Origin of the sequence: Pseudomonas syringae pv. cilantro, assembly GCF_001293775.1 — a bacterium.
Lineage (GTDB): Bacteria > Pseudomonadota > Gammaproteobacteria > Pseudomonadales > Pseudomonadaceae > Aquipseudomonas > Aquipseudomonas syringae_P.
Window position 1 is genome coordinate 68733 of sequence record NZ_LGLN01000010.1, and the last position, 14517, is coordinate 83249.

Consider the following 14517-nt stretch of genomic DNA (forward strand, 5'->3'; position numbering starts at 1 on the left):
ATGCGCGGCTTTCAAAGGTGGTGGGCCCACACGGACTCGAACCGTGGACCAAAGGATTATGAGTCCTCTGCTCTAACCAACTGAGCTATGGGCCCTCAGTAGGTCGCGGATTATAACGGCGGTTTCACGGCTTCGCTATCCGAAACGTCCGAAAGATTCATAAGAAGAAACCTCGCGCTGAATTCTTCGGCGGGGAGGGGCAGGCTGGTGAGGTAGCCTTGCATCTGTTCGCAGCCTTCGCTGGCGAGGAATTGTTGCTGCTCGTGGGTCTCGACGCCTTCGGCGATCACGGTCAGTTGCAGGCTTCGGCCCAGCGCGATGATGGCGCGGACGATGGCGGCGTCGTGGGTGTCGTCGGGCAGGCCGCGGACGAAGGATTGGTCGATCTTGAGAATGTCCAGTGGCAGGCGTTTGAGGTAGCTCAGCGATGAGTAACCGGTGCCGAAGTCGTCGATGGCCAGTTGCACGCCGAGTGTCTTCAGTTTGTGCAGCACGGCTAACGCTTCCTGCGTCTGGCTCATGATGAAGTTTTCAGTGATTTCCAGTTGCAGGCAGCCGGGCATCAGGCCGTTGTCGGCGAGCAGTGTTTCAATGTGTTCGACCAGGTTTGGCTGGCGGAGCTGGGCGCCTGCCAGGTTGACCGACAGAGGGCCGAACGGTTGACGGGTTTTGCGCCATTTGCCCATTTGCCGGCAAGCCTGCCCCAGCACCCACTCGCCGATTTGCAGGATCATGCCGTTTTCTTCGGCCAGCGGGATGAAGTTTTCCGGGGGCACTTCGCCGAAGGTCGGGTGGCTCCAGCGAATCAGTGCTTCGGCGCCTATCAACTGCTGAGTCAGCAGGCTGATCTTGGGCTGATAGGCCAGGCTGAACTGGTTGCGGTCCAGTGCGCGCCTCAGCTCCTGCTCCAGTGCGATGCGCTCGCTGGCCTGGACGGTCAGGTCGCGGGTGTAGCTTTCGACCCGGTTGCGGCCTTTGGCTTTGGACCGATACATGGCGGCGTCGGCGTTTTTGACCAGCGTCGCGACGTCGGTGCCGTCGTTAGGGAACAGGCAACTGCCGATGCTGGGGCTGATGAACAGTTCGTGCTCGCCGGCTTCGAAGGGGGCGTTGAAACAGGCTAGCAGTTTGTTGGCGATGGTGAGGGCGTCGCCGGGTTGCAGCAGGCCGGGCAGCAAAACGATGAACTCGTCGCCGCCGACCCGCGCCACGGTGTCGATGTCCCGCAGGCTCTCCTTCAGGCGATGAGCGATGCCTTTGAGCAGCAGATCGCCGACCGGATGACCGAGGCTGTCATTGATGTGCTTGAAGCGGTCCAGATCGAGGAACAGCACTGCGCCAAGGCCGCCGGACTCTTCACAGTGCAGCAGCGCGGACTGGAGGCGACTCTCGAACAGGGTTCGATTGGGCAGGCCGGTGAGCGGATCGTGATGCGCCTGGTAGTCCAGTCGTGCCTGGGCTTGCTTGAGGCTGGAGATGTCGGCAAATACGGCCACGAAATGCGTCAGTTGGCCGTCTTTGCTGCGTACGGCGCTGATGGTCAGCCAGCTCGGGTAAAGCTCGCCATCCTTGCGGCGGTTACTGATCTCGCCCTGCCAATGACCTTCGGCGGTCAGTTGGTGCCACATCGATGCGTAGAATGCGCTGTCATGCTGACCTGAGGCGAGCAGGCGGGGCGTCTGGCCGATGGCGTCGCTCTCGCCGTAGCCGGTGATTTCAGTGAACGCGCGATTAACCGCCGTGATGCACTGGTCGGTGTCGGTGATCAGTACCCCTTCAGCGGTGCTTTCGAAGACGGTCGCTGCCAGATGCAGTTTTTCCTGCATTTGCTGGTGCTGGGTAATGTCCCGCGTGATCGTCAGCAGACAGTCCTCACCTGCGATCACCAGTGGCTGCGATGACACTTCGCATATCCGGATATCGCCGCTGGCGTTGCGAAGCCGGGCTCTGAAATCTCGCACCAGGCCGTGGCTTTTGAGCCGTTGAATCAGCGTGTTGCGATCATTCAGGTCAGCCCACACGCCGAGGTCGAACGTTGAGTGCTCTAGGCAGTGCTGCTCGCTGTAGCCGGTAATGCGACAGAACCCTTCATTGACCTCCAGCAGCATGCCGTCCTTTTGGCGAGTGATCGACAATCCGTCAGGCGTGGAATGGAAGGCGTTGGCGAACTTTTCTTCGGAGAGTTGCAATTGCTGTTGGGCTTGTTTGAGTTGGGTGATGTCGCGAACGATCACCAGCACTGCGGGCGTTGCGCCCAGATCGAAAGGCTGGGCGGACATGAGGCCAGAAAAGGTCTGACCGTTTTTGCGTCGAAAAGGTATTTCCAGATTATGGATGTCACCGTTTTGCAGTTGCACCAGAACGTTTGGCCCCATGCCGGGCACTGCCCAGAGACCCAGTTCGGTGGGGGTTTTGCCGATGGCTTCATCCACAGCGATACCGGTCTGCTCCACGAACGTCCCGTTGGCATCCAGGATTTGCCCGTCAACAAGGCTGGCGATGATCATCGCGTCCGGGCACTGAGCGAAGACCGAGGCAAACTTGCCTTCGGACAGTCGCAACGCTTCCCGGTCACTGATATTGATCGTTACTCCCCGCATAGGTGGCTCACGTCCGTGTCTGACCATCGCTGATGTAGCATGACCCTGGCAGCAAGCTACTGGCCAAGGGGTAACCCTAAAGTATTGTGTCTGTTGTGATACATAGTTGTAGGTCAATTACGCCGGACCTGCAATCCGACCGACGTCTGGCAGTCCGGAATCGATCAGGATTGCGTCTGATCTGGAATGACCGTTGAGCGTTGAGCGAAAACGCAAAACCCCCGGCATGCCGAGGGTTTTGTTGACTCGCGGGTGCGATTACTCGTCGAGGAACGAGCGCAAATGCTCGCTTCTTGTCGGGTGACGCAGTTTGCGCAGTGCCTTGGCTTCGATCTGACGAATCCGCTCACGGGTTACGTCAAACTGTTTACCGACTTCTTCAAGCGTGTGGTCGGTATTCATGTCGATGCCGAAACGCATACGCAGAACCTTGGCCTCACGGGCGGTGAGGCCCGACAGCACTTCACGTGTCGCTTCTTTCAGGCTTTCAACAGTGGCGACATCGATTGGCGACTGCATGGTCGAGTCTTCGATGAAGTCACCCAGGTGCGAATCTTCGTCGTCGCCGATCGGCGTTTCCATGGAGATCGGCTCTTTGGCGATCTTCAGTACCTTGCGGATCTTGTCCTCAGGCATTTCCATGCGTTCGCCCAGCTCTTCCGGGGTCGGTTCGCGACCCATTTCCTGCAACATCTGCCGGGAAATGCGGTTGAGCTTGTTGATCGTCTCGATCATGTGCACCGGAATACGGATGGTGCGTGCCTGGTCGGCGATCGAGCGAGTGATCGCCTGACGGATCCACCAGGTGGCGTACGTCGAGAACTTGTAACCGCGACGGTATTCGAACTTGTCCACAGCCTTCATCAAGCCGATGTTGCCTTCCTGGATCAGATCGAGGAATTGCAGCCCACGGTTGGTGTACTTCTTGGCAATGGAGATCACCAGACGCAGGTTCGCTTCAACCATCTCTTTCTTCGCGCGGCGGGCCTTGGCCTCACCGATCGACATGCGACGGTTGATGTCCTTGATCTCGGCTATTTTCAGGCCGGTCTCTTCTTCCAGTGCCGACAGCTTCTGCTGGCAACGCTGGATATCAGGCTGCAGGCGTGCAATGGCTTCAGCGTATTTGCTTTTGCCTTTTGCCAGCGCGTCAGTCCAGCTTTCGTCAACTTCGTGGCCCGGGAACTGGCGCAGGAAGTCGGCGCGCGGCATACGTGCATCACGTACACACAGCTGCATGATGGCGCGTTCCTGGGCACGAAGGCGCTCAAGGGCACCGCGAACACGCTCGACCAGACCTTCAAACTGTTTTGGAACCAGTTTGATCGGCATGAACAGTTCGGCGAGGGCCACCATTTCGGCAATGGCGTGCTTGTCGTCGCGACCAAATTTCTTCAACGCCTTGCGGGTGATTTCCATTTGATCGGAAACAGCACCAAAGCGCTGCTGGGCAATGACCGGATCGGGGCCGCTTTCGACCTCTTCCTCGTCATCGGTGGCCTCTGCCGTTTCTTCTTCTTCGTCATCGCCTTCAGCCTTGGCGGCTTTAGGGTCGACAGGCGGAGGCACCTCGGCAGGCGGCGCAATGCCGTCATCCGGGTCGATGTAACCGCTCAGAACGTCGGAGAGACGACCGCCTTCGCTCGTGACACGTGTGTATTCGGAGAGGATATGGTCAACCGTGCCAGGGAAGTGCGCGATTGCGCCCATCACTTCACGGATGCCTTCTTCGATACGTTTGGCGATTTCGATCTCGCCTTCACGGGTCAGGAGTTCAACGGTGCCCATTTCCCGCATGTACATGCGAACGGGATCGGTGGTACGACCGATGTCGGTCTCGACCGCTGCCAACGCTGCAGCCGCTTCTTCTGCGGCTGCCTCGTCGGTATCGGCGTCGGCCAGCATCAAGGCGTCCGCATCCGGAGCACTCTCGTGTACCGGGATCCCCATGTCGTTGATCATGCGGATGATGTCTTCCACCTGCTCAGGATCTGAAATATCCTCGGGCAGGTGGTCGTTGACCTCTGCGTAAGTCAGATACTTCTGCTCACGACCCAGGGTGATCAACTCTTTGATACGAGACTGCTGTTGCGCTTTTCCGGACATAACACCCTATCCACTGAAGGTCTTGGCGGGCAAAAAACAAGCCGAGGATTATACCCGAGCTATGACCTCACGCGCCAGTTGAGGTCGGGGTTTGTACGGGAACATTGCGATTTAGCAGTTCCCGAAGCTGAATTTTCTCTTCTGGGCTCAGCTCGGTTTGACGAGCTTTGCTGATCAGATGTTCCAGACTGCGCTCGCGCTGGCGAGCGGATAGACTAGTTATAGTGTCGAAAAACTGTTGTTCAAGGTTGTCGGCTTCAATCAGCCATTCCTTTTCGGCCAGGGCGCGCAGCAAGCGACCCTGCTCCGTCCCATGCCAACGTGCTATCAACTGTAACGACCGCAGATTGGGATTCTTTTGCCTGGCTTCAATCAATGCGACGAGTAATTGTGCGTTTGACTGGTCTTCTGCAGCGAAGTGGCTGGCATTTTCGACCTTTTCGGCCAGTTCCGGATGATGCAGCAATGTTCTCAGGGCGGCCTGCATCGGTGGCTCGACGGCGGTCGGTACGCGCGGCGTGCGCGGTTCGAAATCCTGGCGCTTGCCTTTTTTGCCCCAGGACTTGTTGTCCCATTTCTTTTGATTCGGACCGCCGGTTTTCTTCGGTGTCCATTCCTGCTGGGCTTCGTAACCGCCTTGTGGCTGATAATCAGCGAAGTCAGGCGCAGCGTCGTAATCGATATACGGGTTGTAGCTGGGTGGCGCCTCCGCCGGGGCGCTCTGCACCAGTTGGCTGACCGCCTCGCCGGTAAGGCCGGTGATTTCGCTCAGGCGTTGACGCATCAGCGTGCGCAGGTTCGCGCCGGGGACTTTATCGATCAGCGGGGCCGCGAGGGTGGCCATGTGCGCTTTGCCTTCCAGCGAGCGCGGGTCTGACTCTTTGGTCAATTGCTCGAAGAAGTAGTCGGCGAGCGGCTGGGCATGCTGATTGATGCGCGCCTTGAACGCGTCGGTGCCTTCGGAGCGCACCAGTGTGTCCGGGTCTTCGCCTTCCGGGAGGAACAGAAAGCGTGCCCGCCTGCCGTCCTGCAGGCTGGACAGCGTGGCCTCGAGCGCCCGCCAGGCCGCGTTGCGTCCGGCCTGGTCGCCGTCGAAGCAGAACAGCACGTTGGGCACGACCCGGAACAGCCGTTTCAAATGTTCTTCACTGGTGGCCGTGCCCAGTGTCGCCACGGCGTTGCGCAGGCCTTGCTGGGCGAGGGCGATGACGTCCATGTAGCCTTCAACCACTATGATCTCGTCAAGGTTGCGATTGAATTTGCGCGCCTCGAAAAGCCCGTATAGCTCCTGACCCTTGTGGAATACCGGGGTTTCCGGGGAGTTCAGGTACTTGGGCTTGTCGTCGCCGAGCACGCGCCCGCCAAAGGCAATGATGCGCCCACGTGAATCGCGGATCGGAAACATCACCCGGTCGCGAAAACGATCATAGCGTTTGCCGGTTTCTGCGTTTTCGATCAGCAGGCCGGCATCGATCATGACTTTCTGCTGCAGGGCGTCACTGCTCAGGTGTTTGTACAGGTTGTCCCAGCCCGGTGGTGCGAAGCCGAGACCAAAGTCCCGGGCAATTTCGCCCGACAAGCCGCGCCCTTTGAGGTAATCCACTGCCGCCTTGCGCGCCGGATGGCTTTTAAGGGCCTGACGATAGAATTCGGCGGCGGCGTTCAGCAACGGGTAGAGCGGGGAATCGGTCGGCTGACGGGGTTTCTGGCCTTTTACGCCCTGTTCGCGGGGCACTTCCATGCCAGCGGCTTTGGCCAGGTCTTCGACGGCCTGGGGGAAATCCAGGTTGTCGTGGTCCATGATGAAGCCAAGCGCGTTACCGCCTGCGCCGCAGCCAAAGCAGTAATAGAACTGTTTGTCCGGGCTGACGCTGAAAGAGGGTGTTTTCTCTTTATGGAACGGGCAGCACGCGCTGTAATTCTTCCCGGCTTTCTTGAGCTGCACGCGCGAGCTGACAACATCGACAATGTCGGTGCGGTTCAGAAGGTCGTCGATAAAGCTCTGGGGAATCAGCCCGGCCATGGCGTTCTCGTCATTCAAGCGTGTCACAAAAATATCGGATGACTCTACGAGTCTTCCGTCAGCCTGTCAGCCGTCTTTTATACGACGACAGCAATGCGCGGGCACGTCTTTGCAGTCGCAGGTCGGCGCTGAAATCAGGAGAGGGTGAGTGCGTGATGGTCAAGTTGATCATCGGGCCGTGGCCTTTGATGTTCATCTGATATCAAACGAGACGCTGCCTTGGCTGAGCTTCTTGCGAAGTCATCAAGGCATACTCGTCTTGTTCACAGGTCGTCTTGTTGCCCGAGTGGGCATGACCAGTGTTGCCTGCAAGCAGGCCGGACGTGCTTGACTGACTATCCGGGTCGCATGCGCGGCCTGGAAATCTGTCAATTTAGCTAGCGCGAAGCTCTCGCTGCTATACAGCTTTAACAGTGCTGCAACTGCCGACAGCCCAGCTGGTTGGCTGGGCAAGGCAGAAGCTTGCGACGAAGGTCTGTAAATTAATACAGACGAACGGCGCGGCGCTGTTCGCGCTGGACTTTCTTGGCGTGGCGTTTGACAGCAGCTGCTGCCTTGCGCTTACGCTCCGAAGTCGGCTTCTCGTAAAATTCGCGGCTACGAACTTCAGCCAGAACACCGGCTTTTTCGCAGGAGCGCTTGAAACGACGCAGAGCTACGTCGAAGGGTTCGTTCTCTTTAACTTTGACGGCTGGCATCCAGAGCTACCTTCATTCATTACCGGGGTCAACGCTTCGTGCAAACACTGCACAAAAGTACGTCGGTTTTTAAGGGTTGCGGATGTTAACCCCTCATTGAGAGGAATGCAAAGCCTCTGATCGAAAACCGCTGGTCGGCACCTCGGGCGGCGACTATTATGCGCGCCTTCAAATCTGCCCCCTACAAGGCGCAAACCCATGCTAGTACTGGGATTAGAAACCTCCTGCGACGAAACCGGCGTCGCGTTATACGACAGCGAACGCGGTTTGCTGGCGGATGCATTATTCAGTCAGATCGACCTGCACCGCGCCTATGGCGGCGTCGTGCCGGAGCTGGCATCACGCGATCACGTCAAGCGCATGCTGCCGCTGATCCGCCAGACGCTGGCCGAAGCAGACTGCGTGGCGACCGATATCGATGCCATTGCCTACACTGCCGGGCCAGGTCTGGTGGGTGCGCTGCTGGTCGGTGCCTCGTGCGCTCAGGCGCTGGCGTTTGCCTGGGATATTCCGGCGCTGGGCGTTCACCACATGGAAGGCCATCTGCTGGCCCCGATGCTGGAAGAAAACCCGCCGCAGTTTCCGTTTGTCGCTTTGCTGGTGTCCGGCGGCCACACGCAGCTGGTGCGCGTTGACGGTATAGGTCAATACGAACTGCTGGGCGAGACGCTGGATGATGCGGCGGGCGAGGCGTTCGACAAGACCGCCAAGATGATGGGCATGCAGTATCCCGGCGGTCCGGAAATCTCGAAGGCGGCCATGCAGGGTGTGGCAGGGCGTTTTGTCTTTCCTCGGCCGATGACTGATCGGCCCGGGCTGGCATTCAGCTTCAGCGGCTTGAAAACCTCGGCGCTCAACACCTGGCAGCAGTGCCAGAGTGCTGGAGACGACAGTGAGCAAACCCGCTGCGACATCGCGCTGGCCTTCCAGCAGGCGGTGGTGGAGACTTTGACCATCAAGTGCAAGCGTGCGCTCAAGCAGACCGGGCTCAACAGCCTGGTTATCGCCGGCGGCGTCAGCGCCAACAAGGCGCTGCGGGTGTCGCTGGAAAGTATGTTGGGCGACCTGCGCGGGCACGTTTACTACGCGCGTCCGGAGTTTTGCACCGACAACGGCGCGATGATCGCCTTTGCCGGCTGTCAGCGTTTGCTGGCCGGGCAGAAGCAGGATTTAAGTATCAGTGTGCAGGCGCGCTGGCCGATGGAGCAGTTGTCAGGGCTCTAGCTATCGGGCGGTGAAGGCGGTTGCGCGGGGGGCGGGGTGTGTCGTCAGAAATGCCGTTCGCGCCCGGCGAACAGGTCGCGTAGATTGCCGCGATGGCGCCAGACGATGAGCAGGGTCAGCACGCTCATGGGCAATAAGGCATGCGGTTCCTGCCAGGCCAGTAAAGGCAGTGTCAGGGGCGTGGCGATCAGCGCGGCGAGCGAGCTGGTGCGGGTCAGGTAGAGCGTCAGCAGCCAGGCCGCTATCGCCAGGGCGGCTGCAGGTGGGTAAAGGCCCAGTAGCACGCCAGCGGCGGTCGCCACACCTTTGCCACCCCGAAAGCGGAAGTACAGTGGAAACAGATGGCCCAGCACTGCGCAGACGCCGATCCAGCCCTGCTGTGAGGGGGCGAGGCCCCAGGCGCCGGCGAGCACTACCGGAATCAGGCCTTTGCAGAGGTCGCCGAGCAAGGTCAGGACGGCCAGCTTTTTCCCGGCCAGACGCAACATGTTGGTGGCGCCGGCATTGCCGGAACCACTGGCGCGCGGGTCCGGGCTGCCATTGAGGCGGCTGAGCAGGATGGCGAAGGACAGCGAGCCGAGCAGGTAGGCGAAGGTCGCCAGTAACCAAAACATGCTAACCATTCCGGGCGAGGATGCCCTGATTCTAACGGCGCATCGCGCCCTTGTCGTGCAGTGGAGAGTAGGCTTGGACAGAGTTTTCATCGAGGGCCTTGAGGTCGATACGGTCATCGGCGCTTATGACTGGGAGCGTGGCATTCGCCAGTGCCTGCGTCTGGACCTCAGTTTTGCCTGGGACAACCGACCTGCCGCAGCGGGCGACGACCTGAGCAAGGCGCTCGACTACGCCAGTGTTTCGGCACGCATTCAGGCGTTCGCCGAGCAGGCACAGTTTCAGCTGGTCGAGACGTTTGCCGAGCGTCTGGCTGAAGTTTTGATGAGCGAATTCCATATCCCCTGGCTGCGTTTGAAACTGACCAAGCCGGGCGCCGTGGCCGCCGCCAGCGGTGTAGGCGTGGAGATCGAGCGCGGATGTCACTGACGCGGATTTTCCTCGGTCTGGGGAGCAATATCGAACGCGAACGGCATCTGCATGCAGGGCTGGACGCGCTGGATGGCTTTCTGACCGACATGAGCTGCTCGCCGGTTTTCGAGAGCCATGCGGTGGGCATCAAGAGCGGGCCATTCTTCAATCTTGTGGTGTCGGCGCTGACCGATCTGCCGCTGGCAGAACTGGATCGCAGCCTGAAAATCATCGAGGCGGACAATGGCCGCTATGCGCCGGATCGGGTCGGTTTGCCGCTGGACATCGACGTGCTGCTGTATGGCGAGCAGGTCGGCAACTTCGACGGGCTGATTTTGCCTCGGGCCGAGATTCTGAAAAATGCTTTCGTATTGTGCCCATTGGCGCTGATCGCCCCCGAACGTCTGCATCCGGGGGTGGGCGTGTCGTTCAGCACATTATGGGCTGATGCGCAGATTGATCAGCAGCTTTGGCCGGTGGCGTTCGAGTGGCGGGGAGCGGGGTTGACGCCTGAGGGTTTGCTGGGTGGGTGGCCCGGATGACCGCCGAAGATTTATGTTGATGTGAGTCTGCCTTCGCGAGCAAGCGAAGCGTCGCCCGGCTCGCTCCCACAAGGGAGGAGCTAGTCAGTCAGGCAGCACGCTCCGCCTTATACACTTGCAGCGCCTTCAAACGCTCGTTCTTCAACGCATCGCCCAGTTCCTTGCCCTTTAGACCTTTCTCCAGCAGCGGTTGCACTGACACCGCTCGGGCCGCTTGTGCTGCGCTGCGCAGGTACTCGGCCTGTGGATAACTGCGCTGCTCGAAGCCATGCCGGCCTCGTGCGTCCATTTCGCAAGCGGCAATGAACTCTTCGAATCGCTGCGGACGGCGGTAGACGTCGAAGCTTTGCAACAGCTCCAGCAGAGTCGAAGGCTTCAGTTCCAGCGCCCGGTGCCCGTGAGTGTGGTATTGACCGACCAGCAACGCCAGTTCCTGGCATTCCCTTGGCACACGAAAGCGCTCATTGACGGCTTTGATCAGCCGCAAACCCGTGTGTTCATGGGCGATGTGGCGGGGCCATTCGGACTCGGGCGTCAGCCCTTTGCCTAGATCGTGCAGCAGGCAGGCCCAGCGCACACTCAGCGGATGCTCGTGGATGGCTGACTGCTCAAGCACGCTAAGCACGTGCACACCAGTGTCGATTTCCGGGTGGTGCGCAGCCGGTTGCGGTACGCCGAACAGGGCTTCGACTTCGGGCATCAGCTCGTTGAGTGCGCCGCAGTCATGCAGCACCTGGATGAACACCTGAGGCTGCTTTTCCATCAGCGCACGGGAGATTTCTTTCCAGCTCCGTTCGGCGGTCAACGCCTTGAGCTCGCCGGATTCACTGAGCTGGCGCATCAGTTCCATGGTCTCGGGTGCAATGCTGAAACCGTGTTCGGCATAGCGCGCGGCAAAACGGGCAACGCGCAACACTCTGAGTGGATCTTCAGCGAACGCGGGCGAAGCGTGACGTAAAATGCGCGCTTCAAGATCGCGCTGGCCCTGGTAAGGATCGGTCAGATTGCCATCCTTGTCTTCGGCCATCGCATTGATCGTCAGGTCGCGGCGGATCAGGTCCCGTTCCAGCGTGACGTCGGGGCTGGCATGGAAGACAAAGCCGCCATAGCCGACGCCGCTTTTGCGCTCGGTGCGCGCCAGAGCGTATTCCTCGTTGGTCAGCGGATGCAGAAACACCGGAAAGTCCGTACCGACCGGGCGATAGCCTTTGATCAGCATTTCTTCAGTGCTTGCACCCACCACTACCCAGTCGACATCCGTGACGGGCAATCCCAGCAGGCGGTCGCGTACAGCGCCGCCAACTTTATAAATCTGCATAAAAAACCTCCGTGAGCGCGACAGGATAAACCCTGCGTCGCGCTTACGGAGGCTAAAACTGAATGAATCACTGCTCAGCTAACACTGTGTCCACTCACTACAGGTGTACGACCGCCAGATCACGCCGGGAAAACTCACTGTCGGCATGCTCGCCCTTCGGCGGGACGTGATGGACTTTGACCACCTCATCGCCCTGAAGCGTCTCCAGATGGATGTCAAAACCCCATAGCCGATGCAAATGCCTGAGCACTTCATCAGTGGAGTCGCCCAATGGTTTGCGGTTGTGCTGCTGGTGGCGCAGGGTCAGCGACCGGTCGCCGCGACGATCGATGCTGTAGATCTGAATGTTGGGCTCACGATTGCCGAGGTTGTACTGGGCCGCGAGGATTTCGCGGATGGTCCGGTAACCGTTCTCATCGTGGATGGCCGGCACCAGCAGGTCTTCCTTCTGGTCGTCGTCCATTATGCTGAACAGCTTGAGGTCACGAATAACCTTGGGCGACAGGTATTGCAGGATGAAGCTTTCGTCCTTGAAGCTGCTCATCGCAAACTTGATCGCCGTCAGCCAGTCGGTGCCGGCAATTTCCGGAAACCACTGCCGGTCTTCATCCGTCGGGTGCTCGCACATCCGCCGGATGTCCTGATACATCGCAAAGCCGAGCGTATAGGGGTTGATACCGCTGTAGTAAGGGCTGTCGAAGCCCGGCTGGTAAATCACACTGGTGTGCGACTGCAGAAATTCCATCATGAAGCCGTCGGTGACGAGGCCTTCGTCGTACAGGTCATTCATCAGCGTGTAGTGCCAGAACGTTGCCCAGCCTTCGTTCATCACCTGGGTCTGACGTTGTGGGTAGAAGTACTGCGCAATCTTGCGCACGATGCGCACCACTTCGCGCTGCCAGGGCTCCAGCAGCGGCGCGTGCTTCTCGATGAAGTAGAGAATGTTTTCCTGTGGTTCGGCAGGGAAGCGCGCGTTGTCTTCCTTGCTGCTCTTGTCGGCGTTTTTCGGAATGGTCCGCCACAGGTCGTTGATCTGCCGTTGCAGGTGCTCCTCACGGTCCTTCTGGCGGCGTCGCTCTTCTTCGGCGGAAATCGGATACGGACGCTTGTAACGGTCCACGCCGTAGTTCATTAACGCATGGCAGGAGTCGAGCAAGTCTTCCACGGCGTCGATGCCATGGCGCTCCTCGCACTGCATGATGTACTGCTTGGCGAACACCAGGTAATCAATGATCGAACTGGCGTCAGTCCAGGTGCGGAACAGGTAATTGCCCTTGAAGAAACTGTTGTGCCCATAGCAGGCGTGGGCAACCACCAGCGCCTGCATGCAGATGGTGTTTTCTTCCATCAGATAGGCGATGCACGGATCGGAGTTGATTACGATTTCGTAAGCCAGACCCATCTGGCCCCGCGAGTAGGATTTTTCCGTGCTGAGGAAGTGTTTGCCGTAGGACCAGTGGTGGTAACCCAGCGGCATGCCCACCGAAGCGTAGGCATCCATCATCTGTTCGGCGGTGATCACTTCAATCTGGTTGGGATACGTGTCCAGGGCATAGCGCTCGGCAATCCTGCCGATTTCCCGGTCATAGGCCCTTATCAGTTCGAACGTCCACTCTGACCCGGTGGAAAGGGGTTGGCGTTTCTGCTCTCTGGCGGTCATGACACTAACCTTCGCTGGAAGAGTTCGCGGAATACCGGATAGATATCACCGGCAGAGACCAGCTGCTGCTGGGCAAACGTGTCGGCATATTCTTCACCGATGCGCTCGTATTCGTACCACAGGGCCTGATGTTCACGGGGAGTGATCTCCACGTAGGTGTAATACTGCACAAACGGCATGATCTGTTTGGTGAGGATTTCCCGGCAGATCGGCGAGTCGTCGTTCCAGTTGTCGCCGTCCGAAGCCTGGGCAGCGTAGATGTTCCAGTCGCTGCTCGGGTAGCGCGCAGCCATGATTTCCTGCATCAGTTTCAAGGCGCTGGAAACGATGGTGCCGCCGGTTTCCCGGGAATAAAAGAATTCCTCTTCGTCCACTTCGCGGGCACTGGTGTGGTGGCGAATGAACACAACGTCGATCTTGTCGTAGTTACGCTTGAGAAACAGATACAGCAGGATAAAGAAGCGCTTGGCGATGTCTTTGGTGGCCTGGGTCATGGAGCCGGAAACGTCCATCAGGCAAAACATGACCGCTTTGGAACTGGGGTTGGGCTGTTTGACCAACAAGTTGTATTTGAGGTCGAAGGTGTCGAGGTACGGTACGCGCCGGATGCGAGCCTTGAGGCGTTCTATTTCGACTTCCAGCTCCTGAATGTCCCCGAAATTATCCGGCTCTTCGCGCTTCATGCGCTCCAGTTCGCTGGTCGATTCCCGGAGCTTGGCGCGGCTGCTGCCCGACAGTGCGATACGCCGCGCGTGAGCCGAGCGCAGCGTGCGGATGATATTGATGCGTGACGGGTTGCCTTCGTTGCTGATCCCGGCGCGCACGGTCTTGAAGGTGTCCGTGCCGGTCAGGTTGCGTTTGACCAGGTTGGGCAGTTCCAGGTCCTCGAACATGAATTCGAGAAACTCTTCCTGCGTGATCTGGAATGAGAACTCGTCCATGCCTTCGCCGGAGTTGCCTGCCTTGCCAGGCCCCTTGCCGCCTGCGCCACCTTGCGGGCGGGCGATGTGCTCGCCGGTCGTGAATTCCTTGTTGCCTGGATGAACCACGGTCTGTTTGCCGCCGCGCCCGTGATGCAGCACCGGTTCGTCGATGTCGCGCCCGGGAATACTGATCTGTTCGCCATGTTCCATGTCGGTAATGGAGCGTCGGCTGACGGCTTCCTCCACTGCCTTCTTGATATGGTCACGATAACGCCGCAGAAACCGCTGCCGGTTTACCGTGCTCTTGTTCTTGCCGTTGAGACGTCGGTCGATCACATAACTCATAGGCCCCTCCGGGGAGCTTCAAGTTGATAGCTTCAAGCTGCAAGCGAATGCGTTG

11 protein-coding genes and 1 tRNA gene are annotated in these 14517 nt (G+C 59.0%); 3 read left to right on the forward strand and 9 right to left on the reverse strand.

What is annotated here, in order from left to right:
* Nucleotides 1-18: 18 nt before the first annotated feature.
* The 5 genes from ABJ99_RS00995 to rpsU form a co-directional block, all read right to left on the reverse strand.
* A tRNA-Ile gene (locus tag ABJ99_RS00995) sits at nt 19-95 on the reverse strand.
* Nucleotides 96-110: 15 nt separating this feature from the next.
* Nucleotides 111-2600 carry a sensor domain-containing protein gene (locus tag ABJ99_RS01000; RefSeq protein ID WP_054084223.1) on the reverse strand — a complete coding sequence of 830 codons (2490 nt, stop codon included), beginning with the start codon at nt 2598-2600 and terminating at the stop codon, nt 111-113.
* A 258-nt stretch (nt 2601-2858) separates the two neighbouring features.
* On the reverse strand, nt 2859-4706 hold the full coding sequence (rpoD, locus tag ABJ99_RS01005; RefSeq protein WP_054079712.1) for an RNA polymerase sigma factor RpoD: 1848 nt from the start codon (nt 4704-4706) through the stop codon (nt 2859-2861).
* A gap of 67 nt (nt 4707-4773) precedes the next feature.
* Nucleotides 4774-6729 (reverse strand): DNA primase, encoded by a 1956-nt coding sequence (gene dnaG / locus ABJ99_RS01010; RefSeq protein ID WP_054084224.1) that lies wholly within the window; start codon nt 6727-6729, stop codon nt 4774-4776.
* Nucleotides 6730-7211: 482 nt separating this feature from the next.
* On the reverse strand, nt 7212-7427 hold the full coding sequence (gene rpsU, locus ABJ99_RS01015) for a 30S ribosomal protein S21 (protein WP_002551877.1): 216 nt from the start codon (nt 7425-7427) through the stop codon (nt 7212-7214).
* Nucleotides 7428-7625: 198 nt separating this feature from the next.
* On the opposite strand from rpsU, the gene tsaD reads away from it, so the two are divergent.
* Nucleotides 7626-8651, forward strand: a complete 1026-nt coding sequence (tsaD, locus tag ABJ99_RS01020) for a tRNA (adenosine(37)-N6)-threonylcarbamoyltransferase complex transferase subunit TsaD (RefSeq protein WP_054084225.1) — start codon at nt 7626-7628, stop codon at nt 8649-8651.
* A gap of 44 nt (nt 8652-8695) precedes the next feature.
* Here tsaD and plsY read toward each other — a convergent pair whose 3' ends face one another.
* Nucleotides 8696-9265 carry a glycerol-3-phosphate 1-O-acyltransferase PlsY gene (gene plsY / locus ABJ99_RS01025; RefSeq protein ID WP_054084226.1) on the reverse strand — a complete coding sequence of 190 codons (570 nt, stop codon included), beginning with the start codon at nt 9263-9265 and terminating at the stop codon, nt 8696-8698.
* Nucleotides 9266-9338: 73 nt separating this feature from the next.
* Between plsY and folB the strand changes: the two genes are divergently transcribed.
* Both folB and folK read left to right on the forward strand, forming a co-directional pair.
* Nucleotides 9339-9692 carry a dihydroneopterin aldolase gene (folB, locus tag ABJ99_RS01030; protein WP_054084227.1) on the forward strand — a complete coding sequence of 118 codons (354 nt, stop codon included), beginning with the start codon at nt 9339-9341 and terminating at the stop codon, nt 9690-9692.
* On the forward strand, nt 9683-10216 hold the full coding sequence (gene folK, locus ABJ99_RS01035; protein ID WP_054084228.1) for a 2-amino-4-hydroxy-6-hydroxymethyldihydropteridine diphosphokinase: 534 nt from the start codon (nt 9683-9685) through the stop codon (nt 10214-10216). Before folB ends, folK begins: the two co-directional genes overlap by 10 nt.
* Nucleotides 10217-10304: 88 nt before the next feature.
* Here folK and ABJ99_RS01040 read toward each other — a convergent pair whose 3' ends face one another.
* The 3 genes from ABJ99_RS01040 to ABJ99_RS01050 all read right to left on the reverse strand — a co-directional run bounded on the left by ABJ99_RS01040 (nt 10305) and on the right by ABJ99_RS01050 (nt 14462).
* A complete protein-coding gene (locus ABJ99_RS01040) occupies nt 10305-11534 on the reverse strand; it encodes a multifunctional CCA addition/repair protein (protein WP_054084229.1) in 1230 nt (409 codons plus the stop codon).
* 97 nt (nt 11535-11631) lie between these two features.
* Complete coding sequence (locus ABJ99_RS01045) at nt 11632-13194, reverse strand: SpoVR family protein (protein ID WP_054084230.1); 1563 nt, start codon at nt 13192-13194, stop codon at nt 11632-11634.
* Nucleotides 13191-14462 (reverse strand): YeaH/YhbH family protein, encoded by a 1272-nt coding sequence (locus ABJ99_RS01050; protein WP_054084231.1) that lies wholly within the window; start codon nt 14460-14462, stop codon nt 13191-13193. Before ABJ99_RS01050 ends, ABJ99_RS01045 begins: the two co-directional genes overlap by 4 nt.
* Nucleotides 14463-14517: the final 55 nt, after the last annotated feature.

What these genes read in the sequence shown, in the direction of transcription:
- ABJ99_RS01040 (WP_054084229.1), bottom strand. Translation starts at nt 11,534, where the DNA reads ATGCAGATTTATAAAGTTGGCGGCGCTGTACGCGACCGCCTGCTGGGA.
- rpsU (WP_002551877.1), bottom strand. Translation starts at nt 7,427, where the DNA reads ATGCCAGCCGTCAAAGTTAAAGAGAACGAACCCTTCGACGTAGCTCTG.
- folK (WP_054084228.1), top strand. Translation starts at nt 9,683, where the DNA reads ATGTCACTGACGCGGATTTTCCTCGGTCTGGGGAGCAATATCGAACGC.
- dnaG (WP_054084224.1), bottom strand. Translation starts at nt 6,729, where the DNA reads ATGGCCGGGCTGATTCCCCAGAGCTTTATCGACGACCTTCTGAACCGC.
- ABJ99_RS01000 (WP_054084223.1), bottom strand. Translation starts at nt 2,600, where the DNA reads ATGCGGGGAGTAACGATCAATATCAGTGACCGGGAAGCGTTGCGACTG.
- tsaD (WP_054084225.1), top strand. Translation starts at nt 7,626, where the DNA reads ATGCTAGTACTGGGATTAGAAACCTCCTGCGACGAAACCGGCGTCGCG.
- ABJ99_RS01050 (WP_054084231.1), bottom strand. Translation starts at nt 14,462, where the DNA reads ATGAGTTATGTGATCGACCGACGTCTCAACGGCAAGAACAAGAGCACG.
- ABJ99_RS01045 (WP_054084230.1), bottom strand. Translation starts at nt 13,194, where the DNA reads ATGACCGCCAGAGAGCAGAAACGCCAACCCCTTTCCACCGGGTCAGAG.
- plsY (WP_054084226.1), bottom strand. Translation starts at nt 9,265, where the DNA reads ATGTTTTGGTTACTGGCGACCTTCGCCTACCTGCTCGGCTCGCTGTCC.
- rpoD (WP_054079712.1), bottom strand. Translation starts at nt 4,706, where the DNA reads ATGTCCGGAAAAGCGCAACAGCAGTCTCGTATCAAAGAGTTGATCACC.